Below are 25798 nucleotides of genomic sequence, written 5' to 3' on the forward strand. Positions count from 1 at the left end.
AAGCTCTCAACCATTAAGTGAATTAAGGCTATTAAGAGCAAACGTAAACATATGAATAAACTTAAAAAGCTTAACTCTCTTAATGGTTGAAAAATTAATTAGATTTCAAGATAATTACGTACATTAAGACTATTGAAAATTAGCTAAAACTCAGTAATAAACTTAAAAATCTTAACTCTCTTAATGGTTAAAAAATGAATCAGAATTTCGATATAATGATAGTAGGCGGCGGCGCTGCCGGATTTTTTACAGCGATTAATATTGTAGAGAAAAATCCAAAACTGAAAGTTGCAATTTTAGAACGAGGTGCAGAAGTACTACAAAAAGTTCGCATTTCCGGCGGTGGAAGATGCAACGTGACGCACGCTATTTTTGAACCGAATGAATTGGTAAAATTTTATCCGCGTGGCGAAAAAGAATTACGCGGTCCTTTTCATCAGTTTTGCTCTGGCGACACGATTGAATGGTTTGAGAATCATGGCGTACAACTCAAAATTGAAGCGGACGGACGCATGTTTCCTGTTTCGAATTCCTCACAAACGATTATTGATTGTTTCCTGAATGCTACCCAAAAACTGGGAATTGCAGTACTTACGGGACAAAGTGTACAATCTATTTTCAAGAAAGAAAATGAATGGAAAATCGAAACCCAAACTGAAAATTATCTTGCCGAAAAGCTGATTCTAGCTACCGGAAGCAATCCTAAAATCTGGGAAATGCTGCAGTCTTTTGGGCATGCTGTAATTACTCCAGTCCCTTCCCTATTTACGTTTAATATAAAAGATTCTAGAATAAAAGAATTACCTGGTGTTGCAGCTTTAGCAACCGTAAAAGTAAAAGATACCAAACTTACTTCCACGGGACCTTTATTGATCACGCATTGGGGAATGAGTGGTCCCGCAATTTTGAAACTCTCCGCTTGGGGAGCCCGAATCCTGCATGACAAAAATTATCAGTTTACCATTTTCGTAAATTGGTTGAATGACGCAGACAAAGAAGATGTGGAGAAAAAACTAAAAGCATTAAAGCAAGAACACGCTAAAAAAGCAGTTTCCAAAAAATCCCCTTTCGAATTAACCAATAGATTATGGGAAAATCTGGTGCTCGCTTCAGAAATTGAAGCCGAAACGAAATGGGCTGATTTATCAAAATTACAGCTACAAAACTTAACAAATCAACTCACAAATGGCACTTTTCAAGTCAACGGAAAAAGTACGTTTAAAGAAGAATTTGTAACTGCAGGCGGAATCGATTTAAAGGAAATCAACTTCAAAACTATGGAAAGCAAATTGCATGAAAACCTCTATTTTGCTGGGGAAATTGTTAATATTGACGCCATTACCGGGGGATTCAATTTTCAAAATGCATGGACAAGCGGGTTTATTGTGGCAACTTCAATTTAAATTTAATTAACAAGAGTTTAAAACTTCAGTAAGTTTTATTTAAGAAGATTCTGATAACTTTACCATCGTATTATCAGATCTTTATGAAAACAAAATTACTCGTTTCTATTTGTACATTTATACTTTATCAAAGTGGTTTTGCACAAGCAAGCGAACGCATTCAAGGACAAGTGCACTTTGATAAAACCGCCGCAACCAAAGTTGAGGTAATCAATGCTACCACCAAAACCGTTACTTTGACCGATTCTGAAGGAAATTTTACAATTAATATCGAAATCAATGATGTTTTGGTATTTGTTGCTAAAAATCATGAAATAAAAGAAATAAAAATTTCAGTCGCAGTCTTAAATCAAGATACTCTTAAAGTCACATTATCTTCTAAAATTGAAGAACTAAAAGAAGTAGTCGTGCAAAACATGCCGTCCATAAAGCTTAGTAAAGATGTGAAATGGGAACAAGCAAAATTGGATCAATACGCATTGGAGAAAAATGCAAAAAAATTGAAAAATCTAGGTGTCTACGATGGCACTATTGAAAACGGCATGGATTTAATGAGAATTGGCGGAATGATTTTTAAATTATTTAAAAAGGAGAAAGAGGTAGCTGCTGATAAAGGCCCACTTTTAGCTTTTACTGACGCTGCAAAAACGAGATGTAAAGCTGATTTTTTTACCGAAACCTTACAGCTAAAGCCCGGACAAATTGATAATTTTTTGGCTTTTTGTGCCAAAGACCCAAAAGCCGATAGTATAGCGAGCGAAAGAAATGAACTGACGTTAATGGAATTTATGAGTACAAAAATTTTACACTACAAACCCAATTAACCGTTGCATCCAATTAATATGAAAAACTTTTGCCTGAAACTAAAACCTACCAACTACCTATTCAACCACCAAATACTTCCATTTAAAACTGCGGCAAAACTGACCCACGCCAAATATGGAATGAATAAATAGCCTGCAATTTTATTGATTTTGGAAAACTGAATATATGTTTCAAAAATCATCAACCACAACACAATAATTTCTAATCCGGCTAACATCGGGTTGTGTAATCCAAAGAATAAATACGACCACAACGCATTTAGTGCTAATTGTATAGCAAATAAAATCAACGCTTTTTTCACTGCTTCTTTCTCAACTTCTATTTGGTTCCAAACTAAACCTGCTGCAACACCCATCATCATATACAACATGCTCCAAACGGGTGCAAAAATCCAATTGGGTGGATTAAAACTTGGTTTAATCAGCGTAGGATACCAAGTAGTAATCGCAGAGCGAGTTACGTTTCCTGAGAAATAACCAATAACAAGACACGTAACAACAACTGCTAATATTCGGGTGATTTTATTCATTTTTATATTTCTAATAGGAGCCAAATTTAATCAAATCTTCACTATGATTCAATAAAATGAAAAAAGCTTTCAATAGACCGGCAATATAAGCAAAATTGACACTGATTTTAGGAATTTATTCTAACTAAAAAAGTTTAAAAAAAAACGGTATCGATATACTCCATAAAAAATTTGACAACGAATTAAATTGAGAGTAAAAATTATGAAGAACAAAAAATAGAAAGAAGTCTCTTTTAGCTCAAAAAAACCTTGTAAACTTTACAGTTTTTTTTGTTGAATGATTTCAAATAATTCTTTTTTGTAGGTATCGCCAATAGGTATGCTTTTTCCGTTAATAAAAACACTTAATGAATCCGTTTTCGTGATATGACGTAACGAAACAATAAATGATTTATGCGTTTTGACAAAATCACTAGTTGGTAAAAAATCCTCAATACTTTTTAAGGTATTGTTAGTTATTACTTGTCTGTCCTTTAAATGGATGGCTACATAATTTTTTAGCCCTTCGATATAGCAAATCTCATTGACGTTCACTTTGTCAAAATTATTTTTTCCGTCGGTTTTGACAAAAATAAAATCATCCACCTCTTTTGGAACCTCTTTTACCTCAGCTTTAAAACTATTTTTCACTTTTAAAACAGCCTCGTAAAAACGTTCAAATTCAAATGGTTTTAATAAATAATCAACGGCATCCACTTCGTAGCTTTGTATGGCAAACTGCGGATAAGCAGTTGTAAAGATAATTTTTGTTTTCCCTTTCACGAGTTTAGACAATTGCAAGCCTGTTAAATCTGGCATTTGAATATCCATGAAAACGAGGTCGATACCTCCTTCTTCTATTAGCGAAAGCGCAGTAAGTGCATTTGTGGTAGAAGATATCAATTCCAGAAAAGGAACCCTAATCAAATATTTTTCTATCAATCGGATAGCAGGCGGTTCATCATCAACAATAAGGCATTTTATTACTTTCATAATTTATATTTTAAAGGGCAATTGAAGCAAGGTTGTAAATACATCATTAGAATTAGTGTAAAGTAAAACAAAATCCTCTTTATAAATCGCACTCAATCTACGTTCTAAATTGTCTTTTCCAATGCCAGTATTCGTATACTTTTCTGAAGATGATATCCTATTTGATGTTTCAATAATCACTTCACGCTCTGTAATTTGTATTTTAATTTTAGCTGGAAAGGCCGCACTATTAATCATGCCATGTTTGAAAATATTTTCGACAAAATGTATAAAAACAAGCGACGGCACTCTTTGTTCGCCAACAATTCCCTCAACGGTGTATTCTAAAAATAAAGTATCTTCAAATCTTTTTCGGTGCAAATAAATATAATCTTCTATGAATTTTATCTCTTTGCTGAGGGGCATAAATTCATTTCCAGCTTCATACGTTACATACCGAAGGAGTTGAGATAACCGATAAATATCTTTGGCCACCTTAGGTTGCACATCAATTAGGTCAGTGTAAAAAGTATTTAAGGTATTGAACAAAAAGTGAGGTTCAATTTGTGATTTAAGCAAATTCAATTCTGCTTTGTTGTAGTCGAGTTCTAGCTTGTGCAGTCGACTTTGGTTGGCCGCAAATTCAAAAAAGTAATACACTACGGCACTATACAAAATTGATTTTATAGCAAAAATCGAGTTATCAAAAGTGTAAAACCAAAACTTTCTTGATTCCTCGAAATAATTGTGTTTCCCAGTAAAATGATACAAAATTACTTCCTCAAGCAAGTATCGAACACGTCCAAAAATAATGATCAGGTATAGTACACCAATAGCAAATCTCCAATAGTGTTTCTTTCCTAAAGTGTATGGACATATAATATAATAATTAACAGCATACGTTGTAAATGTTGCCGTGTACATAATGATTTGATTGTAATTTAAGGGGAGTTGAAAATTCCTAAAGAATCCTTTCCCACCCCCATACACATAATCCGAAAAAAGGTCCATCAATACAATAATGAGCACGAGCCCAATATGAAAGTACCATTGTTTTTTATTTACATCCATGAATCGAATTTACGCATTCTTGTTTTACTTATTATTATTTTTTGGATGAACGCCTGATTTCTCTGTACGAACAGGTTTTTTTTGACCAAAACAATAAAAAAATTCTTATTTCAGGTTTCATGTAATAGAAAACCGCGATGGTGTAAATCGACTTTTTGCCTTTGTAATCTCATATACATTTGCTGATAACAAAACCAAACAACATGAAAACTACAATCGCCTTTTTATTATTTTTTAACATTAGTACACTGTTTGCGCAAAGCGCAAAAATTACTGGAATAGTTACCACAAAAAAAAGCACCCAGAAAGTAGCCTTTGCAACTGTTTCCCTTTTTGATGTAAGTAACAATTCTTTTATTTCATACACCACAACTGATGAAAACGGAAAGTATGAAATGCCTCTAACCAATACAGCATTCTACATCAAAATCGAGTTGTTAGGTTTTAAAACGGTACAGTCAAAAACCGTCCCATCGACTACTAAAAATGTAACGCAAAATTTTGATTTAGAGGAAGATTCAGTAGCGCTAAACGAAGTAGTAGTGCTGCAAAAAAAGAGCGTTATAAAACTCAGCAGAGACAAGATGATTGTAGATATTGACAAGGCAGGTTTTGGCAATGGCAATGACGGACTGGAAACGTTGAGTAAATTGCCTGGTGTACAATTAGACAAAGATGAGAATGTAGTTTTTAGAGGCAACGCCAACCTTCAAATTATGATTGATGGCAAACCATCTCTTTTATCAGGTGAGGAGTTAAAACAATATCTTAAATCAGTTGATGGCGCCAACATTAAATCGGTTGAAATAATAGCAAATCCTTCAGCAAAATATGATGCCTCGGGAAGTGCAGGAATTTTTAATATCGTTCTAAAAAAATCAGCCGCTACTGGTTTGACTGGAAATCTAAGAACCTCAGTAGGGTATGCTGAGTTTATCAGAAATAATAACGGATTAAACCTATACAATAATACCGAAAAATGGAATCTAAAATTTGGCATGAATTACGGCTATGTAGAAAGTGTAAATCGCAGAACGATAGACCAAACTGTAGTAACGCCAACAATTACCACTACTTTGCAACAAAAAAATGATTGGCTACCGGTTTCAAACAATTATTCAGGAAATTTTGGAGCAGGATATAAAATAAATAAAAATGCGAGCTTGGGTGCGTCCGCTAATTATTCCTTGTACAAAAGTGATGAATTTACAAAAGGACGAACCAACGAATTTGATGACACGGTGTACAAAAGATACACCATCTTAAACACTCAAAACGACTTGGTGAACAATACACTAACGGGAACTGTATTTTACAATTTTGCATCTGATAGTTTAGATACCAAGATAGATGCTCAAATAAATTATGCTAATTATAAAAATGATAACGACCGCATAACGACCAACTCCTACTTCACATCGGATACGAATGAAATGTACCGCAACACCGAAGATGTTAAATATCAAAACCCTACAAATTTCAATATTATCAGTGCGCGAGTAGACTTCGAAAAAAAGATCAATGACAAATTCAACTTTGAAACCGGTAGCAAACTGAGTTACGTAAACAATGACTACACCATTATTTTAAAAGATAGAAATGATCAAGGAGAATACATTACCAACACGAATAGAAGCAATCAATTAATTTACAAAGAATCCATTCTATCGGGCTATGGCATTACTAATTTCACCAAAGGGAATTTTGACATTTAAGCCGGACTAAGAGCAGAATATATCAATTACAATGCAACCTCATTAACCTCAAATAACACCAACAAAGACAATTATTTATCGCTTTTCCCTTCCTTCAGTATTAACGGAAATTTCAAAAACGATCAATTCAAATTTTCATACAGCCGCCGTATTCAAAGACCACGTTACTTGTACTTAAATCCTTATTTTGAATATATTGACACCTATAATGTATCTGTAGGGAATCCAAATTTAACACCTCAATTTACAGATGCATTTGAAGTGGTGTGGATTAAAAAACAAAAAACGTCACTTTCTCTTTTTGCTAATTTCTCGAAAGATGAAATGTACCAAATCATTGATTATGATACTGATACCAAAATAACTACTTTGTCCTATGACAATATCGGAAAGTCAAAAACTATCGGATTATCACTCAATACCAGCATTACCTTTAAAAAATGGTGGGAAGCACAACTCAGCAGCGAGCTTACATATGGTCAAGCAACTTCTGATTTAGAAAACTACAAATTTAACGATAGCGGCGTCTCCTTTTCGGGAGCGTTAAATCAATCATTTACTTTGGCTAAAGATTGGAGTGCGACTTGGAATAGTTTTTACAGCCAAAATGGCGCTTACGGAAACACGACTTTCAAACCATCCTATGACATGTCATTTACGATGAGAAAAGACTTTTTTGACAAAAAAATTCGCCTAAATTTGAGTGCTCAAAATGTATTGAGAAAAAGCCAGTGGATACAAAGCACCAAACAAGATAACGTAACTACTAATTGGGTCAATTGTTGGGAAACTCGCAAAATAACGGTATCCCTTACGTACAATTTTGGAACAGCAAAAAAGAAAGAAGTAAAAGAGGCCGACCTGAATGAGGAGCAAAACAGATTGTAAGGGTTAATCATTCCGTTTTACTCAAAAAAGGGTGACGATTTCAAAAAACTACGAATCAGTGGTGGCAAAAAAAAGTATCTTTGCGTAAATTTTATCATTCATGATTTCACCAAACGATTTTATTCCATCAAAATATACGCATTCGGTTGAAAGTGGTTTTTTTCAGTGGAGCGCACCCAGCAACATTGCCCTTGTAAAATATTGGGGAAAAAAAGACAATCAAATTCCAGCTAATCCATCGGTGAGTTTTACCTTGAATAATTGCAAGACGATTACTAAATTGGCTTTCGCCAAAAAAGAGATTTCGACTGCGCTCAATGTGGCTGGTAATAATTTCTCTTTTGATTTGCTTTTTGAAGGAAAGCCCAAAGAAGATTTCAAACCTAAAATTCAAAAATTCTTGGAGCGAATAGAAATCTATTTGCCGTTTTTAAAAGACTATCATTTTACGATTGACACGGAAAACACTTTTCCGCACAGTTCTGGGATTGCTTCATCGGCATCTGGAATGGCAGCTTTAGCCATGAATTTGATGAGCTTAGAAAAAGCATTAAATCCGGAAATGACCGATGATTATTTCTTTCAAAAAGCGTCTTTATTAGCGCGACTGGGTTCTGGAAGCGCTTGCAGAAGTGTAAAAGGACAAGTAGTGGTTTGGGGCAATCATGCAAATATCTCTGGAAGTTCTGATTTATTTGGAGTTGAATTTCCAAATGTTATTCATGCTAATTTTAAGAATTTTCAAGATACCATTTTACTGGTTGACAAAGGTGAAAAACAAGTTTCAAGTACCGTTGGTCATGACTTGATGCACAACCATCCTTTTGCCGAAAGGCGATTTGCACAAGCACATGAAAATTTAGACGCACTGATTACTATTTTTATAAGTGGCGATTTAGACGCTTTCATAAAAATAGTTGAAAGCGAAGCCTTGACTTTGCACGCCATGATGATGACTTCAATGCCTTATTTTATATTAATGAAGCCAAACACCTTACAGATCATAAATGCGATCTGGAAATTTAGAAATGAGACTAAAATTCCGGTTTGTTTCACATTAGATGCCGGTGCAAATGTGCATGTTTTATATCCCGAAAATGTTGCCGAAACAGTTTTACAATTTATTAAGAACGAATTAGTTGGCTATTGTCAAAATGGGCAGTACATTTGTGACGAAATTGGAAATGGCGCTGTGTTGATTTAACCTATTTTTTCCCTATCTTTATTTTTTAAAGAGCTAAAATTATGGATATTCAATCAGAGAAATTAGAATTGATTAAAATGCTGTTAGAAACTGACGATACGACTATAATCGAGGCTGTAAAAAATATTTTCAAAGCACAAAAAAAAGATATTTGGAAAGATTTATCTCCTGAACAACAAGAAGAAATTGATCTTAGAATTCAAGAAGCAAATCGCGGAGACCAAGTTGATTTATAAAAATTATAAAATAAATACCTAATTATCAACCCCAAATTGTTAATTTAAAATATCATATGAAAGGACCTTTGTTTTACTCAAAAATATTACTCTTTGGAGAATACGGAATTATTCGTGACTCAAAAGGGCTTTCAATTCCCTATAATTTTTACAATGGCGCGCTTAAGAAAGAAGAAAATCCTTCTGCCGAGGCAATAAAATCAAATGCAAATTTAAGGCGTTTTGTAACTTATTTGGAAACTTTACAAAAAGAGCAACCTAGCTTGGTTACTTTTGATTTGACAACTTTAAACAGTGACATTGAAACAGGAATGTATTTTGACTCCAGCATTCCGCAAGGATATGGCGTAGGAAGCAGTGGTGCACTAGTTGCCGCTATTTATGATAAATACGCACACAATAAAATCACAGTGCTAGAAAATTTAACACGTGAAAAATTATTGCAATTAAAAAATATATTCTCCCAAATGGAGAGTTTTTTCCACGGAAAAAGTTCTGGTTTGGACCCATTGAACAGTTATTTGAGTATTCCAATTCTGATTAATTCGAAAGACAATATTGAAGCAACTGGTATTCCAACACAAAGTTTTGACGGAAAAGGTGCCGTATTTTTGTTAGACTCCGGAATTGTAGGTGAAACGGCTCCGATGGTAAACATATTCATGGAAAATCTAAAAGACAAAGGTTTTCGTGCGATGTTGAAAAATCAATTTGTAAAATATACGGATGCTTGTGTAGAGAATTTCCTTGGCGGAGATATGAAATCTTTGTTCATGAATACCAAGAAATTATCAAAAGTGGTTTTGAATAACTTCAAACCAATGATTCCAGAACAATTCCACGGAATTTGGCAACAAGGAATTGACAGCAATGATTATTATTTAAAATTATGTGGCTCCGGTGGTGGCGGTTACATCTTAGGTTTCACTGAAGATTTAGAAAAAGCCAAAGCATCGTTGAAAGATTATAAACTAGAAGTGGTATATCAATTCTAATTCCTTTTTCTCGAAAAAAGAAGAATACACTCAAATAAACTTTAAAAAATTTACACCTTCCTGCCCTGCCTGCACTAGCCAGGTTCGTGGCTAACCAAAACAGTAATGAACAGAAAGAACAAACTTTTATTGATGAAAATTATAAGTTTGTTCTCGGTGGTTCGCGGATATAATATTCCAATAATTATTCTAGCGCAGTATCTCTCCGCGATCTTTATCCTTGCTCCCGACAAAAGAGCGCTGGATATTCTACTTGATTTCAATTTATTTATACTCGTTTTTGCCTCTTCGCTTACCATTGCTTCGGGATATATTATTAATAATTTTTATGATAGCCAAAAGGATTTAATTAACCGACCTAACAAGTCCATGTTAGATCGATTAGTAAGCCAGAAAACAAAACTAAGTGTGTATTTTACGCTTAATTTTATTGTGGCTTTGATGGCATTATTCGTTTCTTGGCGCGTTTTTTTATTCTTTTCAGGATATATCTTTTTCATCTGGTTTTATTCTCATAAAATAAAAAAATACCCTATTGTAGGAAATCTTACTGCGGCAGTATTGGCAGTTTTGCCTTTTTTTGCCATACTTCTTTACTTTTACACCCGTATTCCCTTTGAAGATATAGAGAATTACAAAAGACAACTTGGAGTTATTTTTTCGCATGCCAGTTTTTTATTTTTATTACTGTTGATTCGGGAAATGATAAAGGACTTAGAAAACCTAAAAGGGGATTTAGCCAATGATTATAAAACGATTCCTATTGTTTACGGCGAAGAGAAATCAAAAATAACCATCACGGTATTGACCATTCTGACTGTTTTACCCGTTTACGCTTTGATTGATATTTATGATGTGGGTTATATGGATATTTATTTTTATTCTTGTCTCATTATCCTAATCTTCTTCTTGCTTTACTTATGGAAATCCAATGCGAAACCACAGTTTTTGCTGCTTCACAACGTATTGAAATTTCTTATTGTTGCCGGAGTATTTTGCATTGTCTTGATTAACCCAAGTGTTTTATGGCACGGAAAAAGACTGTTGATGGTTTAATGTTGCCTTTTCCCAAATTATAAAAAGGATAAAAAACCATTCTCGAAATTCTCCTATATTCCCTGACAGGTTAGCCCCGATTGTAACGGCATCCTTTTTCTTTTTCCTTTAAAAAGAAAAAGATAGCGTGGAAAGCGGGACATCGAAGATTCAGCGCAGCTAAATAGCTCTAAAAAATCAAAAGAATCATATTAATTAGCTTATTAACTAGACAGTTAGCGTTTTTATAATTGGTGGTTATTGATTGTCAAGTATATAAATAGTATCTTTGCACAAATTATTGGAATATTATGAATAACAAGGAAGGCAATAATAAGAAAAGTGGTCCTAGAGCAGCTAGCTCAAGACCAAGTTCGAATAAGCCAAAACCTGCCATGCAGAAGCGCGCTCAAGGGCCGAAAAAAGTTAAAATTACTACTAAAGTTGCCGATATCGCTACTGATAAAGTAGAGAAAAAACCAAATCAAGCACCAAAGAGACCGAAAGTAAAAGACGAAATTCGTTTGAATAAATACATCGCTAATTCTGGTGCGTGCTCGCGTCGTGATGCGGATATTTACATTCAATCCGGGACGGTGAAAGTTAACGGAATTCCTGTTATCGAAATGGGGTACATGGTAAAACCGGGTGATGTTGTGAACTTTGACGGGTCTACTTTGACACCGGAGAAAAAAGTATACATCTTACTGAACAAACCTAAAAACTTCACCACTGCGATGGACGAAGGTCAGGAATATCGTAATGTATTAGAATTGGTTAAAGGTTCTACTACTGCAAAAATTGGCGCAGTCGGAAGAATGGACAAGAATACAACTGGTTTGTTATTGTTCACGAATGACACGGATATGATTCGTAAATTTACGTTACCAAGTCAAAAATCATCAAAAATTTACCAAGTTTCATTAGATAAAAACTTGAAATTTGAGGATTTAGAAAAAATAAATAAAGGTTTGACGCTTGACGGACATCGCGTTTTTGTGGAAGATGTAAGCTATATTGAAGGCGAAGCGAAAAGTGAAATTGGATTGCAATTAAGATCAGCTAATGTGAAAGTGGTTCGTAATATTTTTGAACACTTTAGTTATGACGTATTGCGTATTGACAGGGTAGCTTTTGCTGGTTTGACTAAAAAGAATTTGCCAAGAGGAAACTGGAGATTGCTTACTGACCAAGAAATTATCAATTTGAAGAACGTTTAATATTTCTTTGAAATTATAAAAATGAAATCCCATCCGTTATACGGAATGGAATTTTTTTAATTAAAAATTCAATCCTAATAAGTATGACACCAGAAAAATTACAATCAATTGCTTTTAAATGGTTTGAAACTTTCAATAATAAAGAATTAGAAAAATTATTATCTTTATATGATGAAGATGCCGTTCATTTTAGTCCAAAACTAAAAATATATAAACCGGAAAGTAACGGTTTTGTTACCGGTAAAGAAGCATTACGAGAATGGTGGAAAGATGCTTTTGAGCGTTTACCAAGCTTGAATTACCAAGTAAAATCGCTAACTGCCAATGGCGACCGCGTTTTTATGGAATACACAAGAACAGTTACTGGTGAAGAAGATTTATTGGTAGCGGAAGTATTGGACATTAGAGAAGACAAAATAATTGCTTCCCGAGTGTATCACGGATAAAAACCGATTTTGATTAAAAACAAAAAACCCTACGACAATCTATATATGTCGTAGGGTTTTTATTTTAGAAGAAAATATACTTATCCTTTTATTTTTTTAAGGGGTTCTTCTTTTTTGTCCAAGCCACGTTTTCTCAACAACGGCTCGATACTTGGCTCGGCGCCACGGAAACGTTTGTACAAAACCATAGGATCTTCGGTTCCTCCTTTTTCCAAAACATTCTCACGGAATAATTTTGCTTTTTCAGGATTGAACAAAGTAGTTGTTTTGAACGCTTCAAAAGCATCGGTATCTAGAACTCCTGACCAGATGTAACTATAATATCCTGAAGAATATCCTCCAGAGAATATATGGCTGAAATACGTGCTGCGGTATCTTGGAATAATAGATGAAATCAAACCAATTTTTGTCATTGCTGCTTTTTCGAAAGCGTTTGCATCAACAGTTATGTCTTTGGTTTGAGAATGGTATTCTAAATCCAATAAAGAAGCTGCAAGATATTCCGTTGTGGCAAAACCTTGATCAAAAGTCCCTGCTTTTTTCAATTTATTCACTAGCGTTTCTGGAATCACTTCGCCAGTTTTATAATGCTTTGCATACATTTTTAAAACCTCGGGTTCAGCCGCCCAGTTTTCCATAATTTGAGAAGGAAGTTCTACGAAATCTCTTGGAACACTTGTTCCTGCTAAACTTTTGTACGTCACATTCGATAATAATCCGTGTAAGGAATGTCCGAATTCATGAAAGAAAGTCGTCACTTCATCAAAAGTTAAAAGTGCCGGAGCAGTTGCTGATGGTTTTGTGAAATTACAAACAATAGAAACTACTGGAGCCACACGCTTTCCGTCAACAGTTTTTTGAGTTCTATACGAGGTCATCCAAGCGCCGCCACGTTTCGATTCACGCGGATGAAAATCCATGAACAAAACACCCAGATGCGTACCATCTTTTTCTAAAACCTCCCAAACGGTCGCGTCTTCGTGGTATTTTGGAACATTAGTTAATGCTTTGAATTGAATTCCATATAATTTTTCGGTTACCTGAAAAACACCTTTTCTAACATTATCTAAACTGAAATACGGTTTCAATTCCTCTTCGTCAAGATCAAAACGTTCTTTTCTAATTTTCTCCGTGTAATATCTCCAATCATACGGTTTTACCGCACCTTTAATTCCTTCTTTAGCCATCATTTTCTGAATGTCGGCGGCTTCTGTTTTGGCTATTTCCAAAGCTGGTTTCCACAAATCATTCAACAATTTGTTCACATTCTCGGGTGTTTTAGCCATCGACTCTTCTAAAATATAATTGGAATGCGATTTATAGCCTAACAATCTCGCTTTTTGTCCACGAAGATTTGCTAAATCCACTGCATTCTTCTTATTATCAAATTCATTATCTTGATTCCCTCTCGTTTGGTAGGCATTCCAAATCTGCTTGCGCAATTCTCTGTTAGAACTGTATTGCAAAAACGGCATTACACTGGAATTCGAAAGGGTAAAAACCCATTTTCCATCTTTGCCTTTTGCTTTAGCATCAACAGCCGCAGCGTCAATTAATCCTTGTGGCAATCCGGCCAAATCTTTTTTATTATCAATAACTAACTCATATGAATTGGTCTCCGCCAAAATATTCTGACCGTATTTTAAACTGGTCAACGAAAGATCTCCGTTTAATTTACGCAATATTTCTTTGTCAGCATTTGATAAATTGGCTCCACTTCGAACAAAATCTTTGTACGCATTATCTAAAATTTTAGCTTGTTCTAAATTTAAGCCTAATGCTTCTTTTTTGTCCCAAAGCAATTTTACTTTCGCAAATAATTTCTCATTCAAGTAGATATTATCTCTGTGAGCCGAAAGATTTGGCGCTGTTTCTTTGGCAATATTCTGAATTTCTTTATTGGTATTAGCCGAATTCAAATTAGAAAAAACCGTATTCACATTCGACAATAATTCCCCTGCATTTTCCATGGCAAGAATCGTATTTTCAAAAGTGGCAGGCTGCGTAGTATTTGCAATAGCATTAATCTCCGCTTGATGTTTACTAATTCCTTCTAAAATAGCAGGTTTAAAATGTTCATTTTTAATTTTGTCGAAAGGCGGCACATTAAACGGCGTGTCGTAAGCTTGAAAAAATGGGTTCATAGTCGTGTTTTCTTTTTTCTCTTGTGCTTCAATTGTTAGCATATTCCCAATGACTAACAAAATGAAAAAGGATTTTTTTCTCATTTGAGTTTAATTAATTAGAATCGTAAATTTAGCCGAAATCTATTCAAACCAAGAACTATAGCGGCGCCTTAACTTAATTTTATGAAAAAGAAATAGTACTTTACTAAACCTATACCTAGTCTACTATAGAAAATTAAAAAAAAAAGAATAAATTAGCTAAATCTATAATCAAACATTCATTATGAGAAAAATAACCATTCTTTTCTTTACAATAACAGCTTCTTTGCTGCTAGTTAATTGCAAATCCGAAGATAAAAAAGAAGATTTTACAAGTTTAACAAAAAACTATTTTGACGACAAAAATGCATTAGATCCTTTGGGAGCAACACAAAGTGGTCAAAACCAATACAACGATCAGTTGCAATTTGAGATGACGGATAGTTTTAGAAACTCGCAAGAAGCTTTTTTTGACAAATACCAATCTGCGTTAAATCACATTGATCAAGAAAACTTATCCGAGGAAGAAAAAAACAGTTACGAAATCATCAAATGGGAAGTTGAAATTGGTACAGATTTATTAAAACAACCTACCAATTTGCTTCCAGTTCATCAATTTTGGGGTACACACCTCACTATGGGTCAGTTTGCGGGAGGAACCAGCGCACAACCTTTTAAAACAGAAAAAGACTATACCAATTTCCTGAAAAGAATGGATAAATACGCTGTTTGGATCGATTCAGCTATGGTTTACATGAAAAAAGGATTAGACAAAGGCGTTGTGTTACCAAAATCATTAACGGTGAAACTGATTCCACAATTTGCAGAAATGGCTACGCCAAATATTGAAGACAATTTATTTTATTCGGCAATAAAATTAATGCCTGCTTCTTTCCCTGACAGCATCAAAGAAGATTTAACAGCAAAATACACGGCGACAATCAATACCAAACTGATTCCGCAATACAAGAAAATGGCTGATTTTCTGAATAAAGAATATCTTCCTGCCTCTAGAACAACCAGCGGAATAGGAAGTTTACCTTTTGGAAAAGAGCTATATGCAGCTTATGTAAAACAATGGACTACTACTAATATGACTCCAGAAGCCATTCACGAATTAGGACTAAAAGAAGTAGCACGACTGACTGCCGAAATGGAAAAGGTAAAAACGCAAGTAGGCTTCAAAGGCACATTATTGGAATTCTTTGAGGAAGTTCGAAATAAAAAGGAGTTAAAACCTTTCACCAAACCAGAAGAAGTTATTGCTAATTTCCAAAGCATTTACACCCGCATCAAACCGAATGTAGATAAATTATTCGCCTTGCAACCTAAAACGAAATTTGAAATCAGACGCACCGAAGCTTTTAGAGAGCAAACGGCTAGTGCGGAATACAACCAAGGAACGGCTGATGGCACGCGTCCCGGTATTTTCTATGTTCCAATTCCCGATGTAGCGAATTATAACATGTATGGTGATGAAGATTTGTTTTTGCATGAAGCGATTCCGGGACATCACTTTCAAATATCCTTACAACAAGAAAACGAAAGTCTTCCTGATTTCAGAAAATTCAATTGGTTTGGAGCTTACGGCGAAGGTTGGGCTTTATACACAGAAAGTTTAGGAAAAGAACTGGGATTGTATCAAGATCCGTATCAGTATTTTGGAATGCTGGGCAATGAAATGCACCGTGCGGTTCGATTAGTTGTTGACACCGGATTACATTCCAAGGGTTGGACCAGAGAGCAAGCTATTAAATATTCATTAGCAAACGAAGCCGAAAGTGAAGCGAGTATTATACCTGAAATAGAGCGTTACATGGCGATTCCAGGACAAGCCTTGTCTTATAAGATTGGCCAGTTAAAAATCATGGAGCTTCGCAAAAAAGCAGAAACTAAAATGGGAACTAAATTTGATATTAAAAAATTCCATGAAAAAGTATTGGAATCTGGAGTCATGCCTTTAGCATTATTGGAAAAGAAAATTAATGCATGGATAGAAAACAAATAATTCTTGTAAGTAGATACAAACAGAGCTTCTCAATTGAGAAGCTTTTTTTATGTGCGGATCACAGATCTTAAAAATTCCTTAAGGTATCCAAAAAGCTCAGGCCACCTTCTGAATACTGTATTTTCACTCTTATTGGATATACAATTACATCCATTAGTTCAATTACAGAAGAAATCGATTTATCTTGATGAATTTCTTCGAAAAATTTTCAATACTGTTTAGTTTCTCAAATATAATTTCAAAGGAAATTTCAATTTTAATCGTAAAGTGAAGAAAGAGACATTATTTAAAAGCTGATTTTTAACTCTTTTAAACCTAATAAAAACTTTTAATGCCATTGAATTTTACTTTGCTAAAGATATCCGATAAGACAAACGACAATTTCGTTCCATCGGACAAAAAATAAACAACCATACAGAGAGCGTTTGAATATTTCATTAGTGCAGACTTACTTCACGTACTTATCTATCATATATTGGGTAATCGGTTTTAACGTTTTATCATTTTCAGGATGAAAACCTGGGCCATTAAAAAAATCAAGATGGTCTCCATTTTTACAATACCATAAAACGGGTTTGTTATGCTTAAAAAAAGTTGTTGTGTCCGTTACCGCAATTTTTTTAAAACCTAGCATATTTTCATTTATCGGTAGTTTGGAGTACACGTTTACAATCCCGACTTCTTCAGTTTCACACTCCACCACTTCATAATGGTCTTTTTGCCATTGCATACATGTTTTTTTTAAAAAAACCCAATATCCGAAACCAACTAGGACTAAAATCAGAAGCATTGCTGGAATCATTTGCTGCGTCTGTAAAAATCGCATTTGCTTTTTCACCAAGAACGATGGTTGAATTATTCCATCATTCTCCCTGTTGTCATTTATAGCCCTTTTACCTTCTACGGTAACTTGGTGCACAACACTATTTTCATAATTATCTATAAGACTAAACTCTTTTTTTGAAGATTCGGTTTTTGAAAATTTAAGATAAGGTCTAGGATTAAAACCAACCAATATTGCCGCAATATTCACTGCTTCAATATCAGTTAAATCTGTTTCTCCTTTAAAAAAGGTTTCAATAGGCCTGAATCTATCTGTTTGATCTTTTAATTTGTTGGAGCAATTTGGAAGAAAATCAAATTGAAAAAAAACAGAAAAGCTTTTTAAATCGTCAGCGCTTGCCTCATTTTTAAATAACTCGGCACACAATTTCCTCAATTTAGCGCGAGAAGGATTTAGCAAAAAACTGGAATGACTTCCCCTTTTTTCTGTCTCATACTTCAATTTAATAGCTGCTTTATAATCTTCTAAAGTATTTTTCACCATAAGCTTAAAGGAATTTTTAGGAATTTTTAGGAATCCTTCGTCATACTGGGAATCATAGGAATTTCATATCAATTTTACTTCAGAAGCATCAGTACTTTGCCTCAGAATTAGTTGTTGTTCTATTTCGCGATACGAACAAATGTACAAAACTACTTCTATAAAAGTGACGCCATACCGAACAGAATTTTTATTCCGGGAAGTATAATCAAACGGTTCTGTACTAGCTCACTTTACTTCCCGAAACCAAAACAAACTGCTCTCATTTTACTGGTTTGGCCACTGCTAATTATTCGATTACAGTTATCGAACGGCCAAACCTATGTCTAATTTTTAACAATTACAATCATGAAAAAAATATTTTTTACAGCTGCTTTTGCAGTATCGGGCTTAGTTATGGTATCCTGTGATGCTGATGCTATTGATAGTACAACATCTCAAGCAAAGGAATACGCAATTCAAAAAGAAAATCCAAAATCAATGGGAAATGGCAGTATTTCTATTCTTAACACAAGCACGGCTAGCGCAAATGGCGGCCCCGGTGATGACGTAATTATTATACATCCGCCAAAAAATTAATAATAAAAAGTTTTTGTTTTATAATTAAATACTAATTTCGGGGAAAGTTACTTTATATGGTGCGTTCCCCGATCTTTATTTTACTACTCTTATTTTCAATTGTCTCTTGCCAAGAGGGTACAGAAACAATTTCTTCCAATCTTAAAAAGAATGAAACTGCAAATAGTGTCTTAGCTAAGAAGTTATCCGGTTTAGGCGACACTTATTACATGGATAAAAAATTTGATAAGGCATTCTATCATTATATGAAATCGAAAGATTTGTTTGAAATAGAAAAAAACGATGCTTTTGCCGCTTATAATTTAATTCAATTAGCGAGGATTCAACAAACATTTGGTGATTATAATGATAGTGAAGAAACCTTAACAGAGGCTTTACCCTTTATAAAGAATAATATTGAATATCAAATAGCAGCAAATAATCTATTTGGAATCTCTTCAAAAGAACTAAAAAATTATGAAGACGCCATTTTCTTTTATAATAAAATTTTAAAAACGGTAAACGATCCATTATTGAGAGTGACTCCTGTTAATAATATTGCAACGGTTTATATAGAACAAGAAAAGTATAGAGAAGCAGTAGCATTTTTAGAGCCCATTTCAAAATCTACTATTTTAGATACTATCCCTCATAAAAAAGCTATAATTATTGACAATCTGGGATTTGCTTATTATAAAGACAATGCTCTAGCAAAAGGACTAGCCCTAATGAATCAGGGATTAGCAATTAGGAAAAAAATTAACGATTCTTATGGAAGTATAGAAAGCTATTTGCATTTAGCGGATTTTTATAAAGATCGAGATCATCAAAAATCGAAGGAGAATGCATTGCAGGCTTATGAGGTAGCCACAAAGTATCAAAGTATCGACGAACGATTGGAGGCATTGGAATTTTTAATGTCCTATAATATGGAAAAAGGGGTGAATAGTTATGCCGCAGTGTTTGTAAATCTCAATGATAGCATTAAAACCATACGAAACAATGCTAAAAATCAGTTTGCTAAAATTAAGTATGATTCCAGAGAAGCGACTTTGGAAAATATAAAATACAAGGGACTAAGAGCTGAAACCCTTTTGCAACTTGAAACGCAAAAAAACGAAAAGTACTTGCTTAGTTTTGGATTAGTTGTACTACTTGGCGGAATCGGTTTTCTTATCCACTATTTTAAAAATAAAAGTAAACGAGAGCTATTAATCGCAAGTTACAATACTGAAACTCGGATTTCAAAACAACTCCATGATGAACTCGCTAATGATGTTTTTTATGCTATGACTTTTGCCCAAACGCAAGATTTATTAAACCCTATAAAAAAAGAAACGCTGTTAGACAATCTTGATAAAATATATGTTAGAACACGAGATTTCTCTAAGGAGAATAGCACTATAGAAACAGGAGAAAGTTTTGAACGCAATCTAAAACAAATGCTTAGTAATTATAAATGTGACAGCGTTGAAGTTATTATAAAAAATGGAAATTCAATAGATTGGTCAAAAATCGAAAACGAAAAAAAGATCGCATTGCAAAGAGTATTGCAAGAGCTCATGGTTAATATGAAAAAATACAGCCAAGCCAATTTTGTGATCATTGGGTTTGATAGCGATCAGAATAATGTGATAATTGACTATTCAGATAATGGGCTAGGCTTCACGGAAAAATTAATTTTAAAAAATGGACTGCAAAATGCAGAAAACCGCATTCAGGCAGTAAAAGGAATACTTATGTTTGATTCTCAAATCAATAAAGGATTCAAAGCTAAAATTTTACTTCCTAAATAATACAACACAAATAGGTTCACAAAAGTTTTAAATACTGATGAAATCGCTTTTAATGATGTGGGTTCAGCTCAAATACTCCAAGAACTTGATGTTCCCGCAATTCAATATGCAAAATATTGTGATGAAGCTTTGTTAAAAATTAAAAGAGCACATATCGAGGTACTCCTTTTCAACTGCGATGTAAAAATGCTGATAAATTAACCTTTTGCCGTTTGCAATTTTTTTCCTGCTTCTTTTTATTTACTACGTTTATTCTTCATACCCTGTTCAATTTCCTTAACTTGTGTATCAAAGTCGGCAGACGACAAAGTCTATTCATTATATCGAAAGTTGTGTCGATTCTGAAAACACGACCTTTGAAATCTAACTTTATAAGCCCGAAATCATATAACCTAAAAGTTCTCCTTTCTAGAATAATTTAAATTTAAATAGGTGTTCTAGGGCACAGGTTTAAGAAAGAGTGTTGTTTTTAGGAAAACATCCAAAACAAAAAAGACTTAAAAAACTGAATACCAGCTTATTAAGTCTTAATGTTTGTGCGGATAATAGGTTTTCAATTGCTCATTTTTATTAATCTTAATTTATTAGTAATAGTTATTGTTTGAATTTCCTTTTTTAATTGAACAATTAGGTTGTGGAGGACTTCTTGTTCTTTGATTACCAATCATCTTATGCTATTTTTAATTTTGATCTTTCCCAAGTATAGTTACCACCTCGTTCATCAAATTTTAAAGCATCATAATTCATTTGTTGAATAGCCGCATCACAACCAACTTCTAAAATAGGTTCACTGTAAAAATGTTTTCCAGTTGTATTGTCAAAAAAACGACCTGCCGGATCAACCATTACATAACTTCCCTTCATTTGATGATTAGTTTCGGATACTATTTTAGTAATATTTGCAAATTCCAGTGATATTGACCACCCAATTCCAATTTAAAGTGAGCACCTGATTCCAATTCAAAGTGACCACCCAATTCCGGAGCAAAATGACCACCCCATTTTTCATTAAAAACTACTCTTTTTCATCTGTTAATTAGTATTCAAATATAGTTAAATATTAGCCTTTGTTTAACCCTCTTTTTTTTCTCATAGATTCTCCATGTAATTCGAGTCGATGGGATTGATGTATGAGTCTATCCAAAATGGCATCGGCAATAGTTTTTTCGCCAATTATATCATACCAACCCTGCACTGGGATTTGTGAGGTTACAATAATGGAACCATTATTATGCCTGTCTTCAATGATCTCCAAAAGGGTAATTCGGTTGTGACTATCCAATGCTTGGAGTCCAAAATCGTCTAGTATAATAACATCTTGCCTTTCTATTTTAGCCAATTCTCGTAGGTAAGAACCATCTGCTTTGGCCATTTTTAATTTAGCAAACAACTTAGATGTATTAAAATAACTCACTTTAAAACCCTGTATACAGGCTTGATAGCCTAATGCAGTGCCTAAATAACTTTTGCCTACACCAGTACTTCCAGTGATTAAAATATTTTCGTTTTTTTCTACAAATTCACATTCTGCTAAACGCAGAACCATGTTACGATCTAGATTACGGGTTTGGTCAAAATTGATGTTTTCAATATTTGATTTGTAATGGAATCGGGCATTAGTGATACTGCGAGCAATACGCCGATTGTGCCTTTCATCCCATTCGGCATCAATTAGCATCGATACAAACTGATCGAGTGTGTAATGGTCTGTTTTTCCGCTTTCAATAGCTGTTTTAAAAGCATTGAACATGCCATAAAGCTTCATTTGTTTCATTTTTGTTACTGTGGATTCATTCATGATTACTTGGTTTTTAATTTAATTATAATACTGTTTTCCTCTTATGTTACCGTGAACCGGGAGTTCTTGCTCGGGTTCTTGTTCAAAATCAATATGGTCTAAGTTGTTTTCTAATATATTTTGTATGGTCTTAAAATTGTAAATTTTAAAATCAAGTGCCCGCCTGCAAGCATTTATTAATCGCTGCTTCCCCACCTTTTTCTCGAAATTTAGTATTCCTAAACAACTTTTATAGGCTTGTTCAGGATGGTTTCTACTTTCAATAATCTGTAAAATATATTCCCCTACAAAGGCATCAATGCTATTTGCCCAATCAATGAAGCGAGCAGCACTCCACTGGGCTACAAATTGATGCGTACTGGCCAAATGTTCTGGAGTTGTATTATAGATGTAAGGCTTGTAATTTCGCGCGTGAACAGCTATTCGGTTGTATTTGTAATAGATCTCTACGGTTGATTTGGTATATAATAGTTTCGCTTTTTTCTTTATATATTGATAGGGAACGCTGTAGTAATTTTTGTCCTGACTCAATTGAACATGTCCATTTTGCATCACTGTTGCAAAGGATTGGTATTTGATTTCAAAGCGTTCTTGTGGTAGTGGACGTAGTTTTTGTTGCTCGTCTTCTAAAAATAATTCTATACGAGAGTAAGGACGTCCTGTGAGTTTTCGGCTATTGTGAGCATCCAATAAATCCCATATCTGCTGGTTTAATTCTTCCAGAGAAAAGAATTTGGTTTCTTTTAGATTTACATAAATCCTTCGGTACAATATCTTAACGGCTCCTTCAACCAATGACTTATCTCGTGGTTTATACGCCCTAGCAGGCAAGATTGTGGTTTGGTAATGTTCGGCTAAATCAGCCAAGGTCTCATTAATTGTGGGTTCAAAACGACTGCTTTTTATTACTGCAGATTTTAGATTGTCGGGGACAATAGCCTCAGGAGTACCCTCGAAAAAGCACATAGCATTCTCAACAGAACTAACAAAATCTTCCTTTTGTTGGCTCATAGAAGCCTCTGCATAGGTGTATTGACTGGCTCCCAATATGGCTACAAAAAACTGTACTTCTTTGATTTCTCCTGTGTCTTTATCAATGATAGAGAGTGTTTTTCCAGCATAATCTACATACATTTTATCACCAGCTTTGTGATTCATATGCATTACCGGATTGACCCGTTTGCCCCATATTTTGTAGTGATGGCTAAATTGTGAACTCTTGTAGCCTTCAGGGTTTAGGGCAATATATTGCTCCCAAAGGTGCTGAATGGTAACGCCCACTTTTTTAAGTTCCCGTTCCATTTTAGGGAAAAAAGCATAAAGAATCTGCATCTTGGTACTTATTGATTCCACGGTAGTATGTGAAAACAAAAGTTCTAGTTCTGCATCTGTTTTTTCATTAAGGACTTCTAAACTTAATCCAAGGACTTCAAATAAAGAAATATACTTCTTTACTGTATTCCTAGAAAGGGATAAGTAGCTACTTATGAATAACTTACTCTTGCCGTTACAATAGAATTTAATTACTTTTCTAATTTTACTCATGTCTATTAATTTGTTTGCCATAATCCGTATTTTTTTAACGAATGTATGGTGCTAACAACATGAAAAAGTAAGTAGTTTTTAATGCTCAATTTTACCCCAAAATTAGGTGGTCATTTTGAACTGGAATAGGGTGGTCAGTTTACTCTGGAACTGGTGGTCAATTTGCACTGGAATTGGGTGGTCAATTTGACCGGTTTTTCCACCAATGCAACTTATGTAGGTTTCACCGGAACACCCATTGATGCCACTATTGATGTATTTGGAGAAGTTGTTGATGCTTATACCATGACCGAATCGGTAGCAGATGAAATCACGGTACGCATTGTTTATGAAGGACGTGCTGCCAAAGTTTTATTGAATAACCGTAAACTTCAAGAAATTGAAGAGTATTATAATCGCTGTGCAGAAGAAGGCAGTAATGAACATCAAATAGAAGAAAGTAAAAAAGTGATGGCGCAAATGAATGCGATCATCGGAGATCCAAAACGATTACAGGATTTGGCTGAGGATTTTGTAACACATTACGAGAATCGAATTGCCGAAGGAGCTACAATAAAAGCAAAAGCCATGTTTGTTTGCAGCAGCAGACCCATTGCTTATGCGTTATATAAAAACGTTTTAGAACTAAGACCAGAATGGGGAGAAATAAAAGTAGCTGATGATGGTGTAATCCTGACGGATAAAGAGAGAAAAGAGATCAAACCGATGGAGCGCATGAAAATGGTCATGACTCGAGGAAAAGATGATCCTGAAGACATGTATTATTTATTGGGTACAAAAGAGGATCGAAAAGAAATGGACCGTCAATTTAAAAACGAAAAATCTAATTTTAAAATAGCTATTGTTGTTGATATGTGGCTAACTGGTTTTGATGTTCCGTTTTTAGACACTATGTATATTGATAAACCAATACAACGACACAATCTAATCCAAACCATTTCACGGGTTAACCGTAAATTCGGAGAAAAAAATAAAGGTTTGATCGTGGATTATATCGGCATCAAAAAACAGATGAACTTGGCTTTAGCCCATTATAACAAAAAGGATTCTGATGTTTTTGAAGACATCGAGCAATCTATTGTAGTAGTAAAAGACCAATTAGATTTATTACACAAACTATTTCATAAATTTGACAATAGTAGGTATTTTAACGGCACACCGCTCGAACAACTCAATACTTTGAATAAAGGTGCTGAATTTGCACAAATAACACAAGAAATAGAAAAGCGTTTTATGTATATCGTAAAACGTTTAAAAGCCGCCTATGACATTTGTTCCGGAAGCGATGCTTTTACCCACGCTGTTAGAGATGAGATTCATTTCTTCCTCGCTGTCAGATCCATTGTATTCAAACTAACCAAAGGAGTTGCTCCTGATACTGCCCAAATGAATAATAAGGTTCGGAATATGATTCAGGAAGCAATTGAGAGTGAAGGAATAGAAGAAATCTTTAAGTTGGGAGAAACAGGTGAGAAAGAAGTTGATATATTTTCGGAGGATTATTTAGCCAAATTGGACAAAATTAAACTCCCGAACACCAAAATTAAATTACTGCAAAAACTGTTAGCAAAAGCCATTGAAGACGTTCAGAAAATCAATAAAATAATGGGGATCGATTTCACAAAGCGACTTCAATTTATTGTTGACAAATACAACGAAAGAAAAGAAAGCGATGTATTAAACAGTATCGTATTGGAAGATTTCACCGATGAGATTATTGATTTGTATTTTGCCTTAAAAAAAGAGAAAGACTCTTTCAAAGATTTAGGAATTGACATTGAAGAAAAAGCATTTTACGATATTTTAAAAGCCTTGGCAATTAAATATGATTTTGTATATCCTGAAGACAAACTCATTATACTTGCTCAAAAAGTAAAAGAGGTCGTAGACGACAAAGCTAAATACACCGACTGGAGTAAACGTGATGATATCAAAGCTGAATTAAAAGTAGGCTTAATTATTTTATTGGCTGATAATGGGTATCCGCCGGTTGATCGAGATGAAGTTTACAAAGAGATTTTTGAACAGGCAGAGAATTTTAAGAAGTATAGAGCGTAGAATAACATTAGACTTTTAAAGCAAAAAA

The 25798-nt window shown here is 34.3% G+C and carries 19 protein-coding genes and 2 pseudogenes; 13 read left to right on the forward strand and 8 right to left on the reverse strand.

Going from position 1 to position 25798, the window contains the following annotated elements; all coding sequences use genetic code 11:
• Positions 1-194: 194 nt before the first annotated feature.
• Both BLS90_RS04450 and BLS90_RS04455 read left to right on the forward strand, forming a co-directional pair.
• Positions 195-1403 (forward strand): BaiN/RdsA family NAD(P)/FAD-dependent oxidoreductase, encoded by a 1209-nt coding sequence (locus tag BLS90_RS04450; protein ID WP_091255718.1) that lies wholly within the window; start codon positions 195-197, stop codon positions 1401-1403.
• Between the two features lie 83 nt (positions 1404-1486).
• Entirely contained in the window at positions 1487-2227 is a 741-nt protein-coding gene (locus BLS90_RS04455) for a peptidase associated/transthyretin-like domain-containing protein (protein ID WP_091255720.1), read from the forward strand.
• Positions 2228-2280: 53 nt separating this feature from the next.
• Here the strand turns inward: BLS90_RS04455 and BLS90_RS04460 are convergent, their stop codons facing one another.
• The 3 genes from BLS90_RS04460 to BLS90_RS04470 form a co-directional block, all read right to left on the reverse strand.
• Positions 2281-2757 (reverse strand): TspO/MBR family protein, encoded by a 477-nt coding sequence (locus tag BLS90_RS04460; protein ID WP_091255721.1) that lies wholly within the window; start codon positions 2755-2757, stop codon positions 2281-2283.
• Between the two features lie 258 nt (positions 2758-3015).
• Positions 3016-3729: a LytR/AlgR family response regulator transcription factor gene (locus tag BLS90_RS04465; protein WP_091255723.1), complete on the reverse strand. Its 714-nt coding sequence runs from the start codon at positions 3727-3729 to the stop codon at positions 3016-3018.
• A gap of 3 nt (positions 3730-3732) precedes the next feature.
• Positions 3733-4779 (reverse strand): sensor histidine kinase, encoded by a 1047-nt coding sequence (locus tag BLS90_RS04470; RefSeq protein ID WP_091255726.1) that lies wholly within the window; start codon positions 4777-4779, stop codon positions 3733-3735.
• Between the two features lie 203 nt (positions 4780-4982).
• Between BLS90_RS04470 and BLS90_RS17060 the strand changes: the two are divergent.
• From BLS90_RS17060 to BLS90_RS04510, 7 genes and pseudogenes are all read left to right on the forward strand, one after another.
• Positions 4983-7382: pseudogene (locus BLS90_RS17060) on the forward strand (outer membrane beta-barrel protein).
• Positions 7383-7482: 100 nt separating this feature from the next.
• On the forward strand, positions 7483-8586 hold the full coding sequence (locus tag BLS90_RS04485; RefSeq protein WP_091255731.1) for a diphosphomevalonate/mevalonate 3,5-bisphosphate decarboxylase family protein: 1104 nt from the start codon (positions 7483-7485) through the stop codon (positions 8584-8586).
• 41 nt (positions 8587-8627) lie between these two features.
• Entirely contained in the window at positions 8628-8822 is a 195-nt protein-coding gene (locus BLS90_RS04490; protein WP_091255734.1) for a hypothetical protein, read from the forward strand.
• Between the two features lie 56 nt (positions 8823-8878).
• A complete protein-coding gene (locus tag BLS90_RS04495; RefSeq protein ID WP_091255736.1) occupies positions 8879-9817 on the forward strand; it encodes a mevalonate kinase family protein in 939 nt (312 codons plus the stop codon).
• A gap of 132 nt (positions 9818-9949) precedes the next feature.
• Positions 9950-10873 carry a geranylgeranylglycerol-phosphate geranylgeranyltransferase gene (locus tag BLS90_RS04500; protein WP_245705044.1) on the forward strand — a complete coding sequence of 308 codons (924 nt, stop codon included), beginning with the start codon at positions 9950-9952 and terminating at the stop codon, positions 10871-10873.
• Positions 10874-11163: 290 nt separating this feature from the next.
• Positions 11164-12072: a pseudouridine synthase gene (locus tag BLS90_RS04505; RefSeq protein ID WP_091255741.1), complete on the forward strand. Its 909-nt coding sequence runs from the start codon at positions 11164-11166 to the stop codon at positions 12070-12072.
• A gap of 83 nt (positions 12073-12155) precedes the next feature.
• Positions 12156-12518, forward strand: a complete 363-nt coding sequence (locus BLS90_RS04510; protein ID WP_091255743.1) for a nuclear transport factor 2 family protein — start codon at positions 12156-12158, stop codon at positions 12516-12518.
• A gap of 80 nt (positions 12519-12598) precedes the next feature.
• On the opposite strand, the gene BLS90_RS04515 is transcribed toward BLS90_RS04510, so the two are convergent.
• Positions 12599-14746: a M3 family metallopeptidase gene (locus BLS90_RS04515; protein ID WP_091255745.1), complete on the reverse strand. Its 2148-nt coding sequence runs from the start codon at positions 14744-14746 to the stop codon at positions 12599-12601.
• 181 nt (positions 14747-14927) lie between these two features.
• On the opposite strand from BLS90_RS04515, the gene BLS90_RS04520 reads away from it, so the two are divergent.
• Complete coding sequence (locus BLS90_RS04520) at positions 14928-16691, forward strand: DUF885 domain-containing protein (RefSeq protein ID WP_091255747.1); 1764 nt, start codon at positions 14928-14930, stop codon at positions 16689-16691.
• A 448-nt stretch (positions 16692-17139) separates the two neighbouring features.
• Here the strand turns inward: BLS90_RS04520 and BLS90_RS04525 are convergent, their stop codons facing one another.
• Positions 17140-18018 carry a hypothetical protein gene (locus tag BLS90_RS04525; RefSeq protein WP_091255749.1) on the reverse strand — a complete coding sequence of 293 codons (879 nt, stop codon included), beginning with the start codon at positions 18016-18018 and terminating at the stop codon, positions 17140-17142.
• Positions 18019-18363: 345 nt separating this feature from the next.
• Here BLS90_RS04525 and BLS90_RS04530 point away from each other — a divergent pair, with 345 nt between their 5' ends.
• Both BLS90_RS04530 and BLS90_RS04535 read left to right on the forward strand, forming a co-directional pair.
• Positions 18364-18594 carry a hypothetical protein gene (locus tag BLS90_RS04530; RefSeq protein ID WP_091255751.1) on the forward strand — a complete coding sequence of 77 codons (231 nt, stop codon included), beginning with the start codon at positions 18364-18366 and terminating at the stop codon, positions 18592-18594.
• A 56-nt stretch (positions 18595-18650) separates the two neighbouring features.
• Positions 18651-20369 (forward strand): tetratricopeptide repeat-containing sensor histidine kinase, encoded by a 1719-nt coding sequence (locus tag BLS90_RS04535; protein ID WP_091255754.1) that lies wholly within the window; start codon positions 18651-18653, stop codon positions 20367-20369.
• A gap of 669 nt (positions 20370-21038) precedes the next feature.
• Here BLS90_RS04535 and BLS90_RS04540 read toward each other — a convergent pair.
• The 3 genes from BLS90_RS04540 to istA all read right to left on the reverse strand — a co-directional run bounded on the left by BLS90_RS04540 (position 21039) and on the right by istA (position 23733).
• On the reverse strand, positions 21039-21233 hold the full coding sequence (locus tag BLS90_RS04540) for a hypothetical protein (RefSeq protein ID WP_091255757.1): 195 nt from the start codon (positions 21231-21233) through the stop codon (positions 21039-21041).
• Between the two features lie 196 nt (positions 21234-21429).
• Positions 21430-22167 carry an IS21-like element helper ATPase IstB gene (gene istB / locus BLS90_RS04545; RefSeq protein ID WP_091255760.1) on the reverse strand — a complete coding sequence of 246 codons (738 nt, stop codon included), beginning with the start codon at positions 22165-22167 and terminating at the stop codon, positions 21430-21432.
• An 18-nt stretch (positions 22168-22185) separates the two neighbouring features.
• Positions 22186-23733 carry an IS21 family transposase gene (gene istA, locus BLS90_RS04550; protein WP_091255762.1) on the reverse strand — a complete coding sequence of 516 codons (1548 nt, stop codon included), beginning with the start codon at positions 23731-23733 and terminating at the stop codon, positions 22186-22188.
• A 183-nt stretch (positions 23734-23916) separates the two neighbouring features.
• On the opposite strand from istA, the pseudogene BLS90_RS04555 reads away from it, so the two are divergent.
• Positions 23917-25770, forward strand: a pseudogene (locus BLS90_RS04555) (type I restriction enzyme endonuclease domain-containing protein); the annotation flags it as partial.
• Positions 25771-25798 lie beyond the last annotated feature (28 nt).

This window comes from Flavobacterium omnivorum (assembly GCF_900099915.1).
Classification (GTDB): domain Bacteria; phylum Bacteroidota; class Bacteroidia; order Flavobacteriales; family Flavobacteriaceae; genus Flavobacterium; species Flavobacterium omnivorum.

Bases quoted from the DNA above. Each gene is read 5' to 3' on its own strand.
- BLS90_RS04450 (WP_091255718.1), top strand. From the start codon at position 195: ATGAATCAGAATTTCGATATAATGATAGTAGGCGGCGGCGCTGCCGGA.
- BLS90_RS04455 (WP_091255720.1), top strand. From the start codon at position 1,487: ATGAAAACAAAATTACTCGTTTCTATTTGTACATTTATACTTTATCAA.
- BLS90_RS04460 (WP_091255721.1), bottom strand. From the start codon at position 2,757: ATGAATAAAATCACCCGAATATTAGCAGTTGTTGTTACGTGTCTTGTT.
- BLS90_RS04465 (WP_091255723.1), bottom strand. From the start codon at position 3,729: ATGAAAGTAATAAAATGCCTTATTGTTGATGATGAACCGCCTGCTATC.
- BLS90_RS04470 (WP_091255726.1), bottom strand. From the start codon at position 4,779: ATGGATGTAAATAAAAAACAATGGTACTTTCATATTGGGCTCGTGCTC.
- BLS90_RS04485 (WP_091255731.1), top strand. From the start codon at position 7,483: ATGATTTCACCAAACGATTTTATTCCATCAAAATATACGCATTCGGTT.
- BLS90_RS04490 (WP_091255734.1), top strand. From the start codon at position 8,628: ATGGATATTCAATCAGAGAAATTAGAATTGATTAAAATGCTGTTAGAA.
- BLS90_RS04495 (WP_091255736.1), top strand. From the start codon at position 8,879: ATGAAAGGACCTTTGTTTTACTCAAAAATATTACTCTTTGGAGAATAC.
- BLS90_RS04500 (WP_245705044.1), top strand. From the start codon at position 9,950: ATGAAAATTATAAGTTTGTTCTCGGTGGTTCGCGGATATAATATTCCA.
- BLS90_RS04505 (WP_091255741.1), top strand. From the start codon at position 11,164: ATGAATAACAAGGAAGGCAATAATAAGAAAAGTGGTCCTAGAGCAGCT.
- BLS90_RS04510 (WP_091255743.1), top strand. From the start codon at position 12,156: ATGACACCAGAAAAATTACAATCAATTGCTTTTAAATGGTTTGAAACT.
- BLS90_RS04515 (WP_091255745.1), bottom strand. From the start codon at position 14,746: ATGAGAAAAAAATCCTTTTTCATTTTGTTAGTCATTGGGAATATGCTA.
- BLS90_RS04520 (WP_091255747.1), top strand. From the start codon at position 14,928: ATGAGAAAAATAACCATTCTTTTCTTTACAATAACAGCTTCTTTGCTG.
- BLS90_RS04525 (WP_091255749.1), bottom strand. From the start codon at position 18,018: ATGGTGAAAAATACTTTAGAAGATTATAAAGCAGCTATTAAATTGAAG.
- BLS90_RS04530 (WP_091255751.1), top strand. From the start codon at position 18,364: ATGAAAAAAATATTTTTTACAGCTGCTTTTGCAGTATCGGGCTTAGTT.
- BLS90_RS04535 (WP_091255754.1), top strand. From the start codon at position 18,651: ATGGTGCGTTCCCCGATCTTTATTTTACTACTCTTATTTTCAATTGTC.
- BLS90_RS04540 (WP_091255757.1), bottom strand. From the start codon at position 21,233: ATGAAGGGAAGTTATGTAATGGTTGATCCGGCAGGTCGTTTTTTTGAC.
- istB (WP_091255760.1), bottom strand. From the start codon at position 22,167: ATGAATGAATCCACAGTAACAAAAATGAAACAAATGAAGCTTTATGGC.
- istA (WP_091255762.1), bottom strand. From the start codon at position 23,733: ATGGCAAACAAATTAATAGACATGAGTAAAATTAGAAAAGTAATTAAA.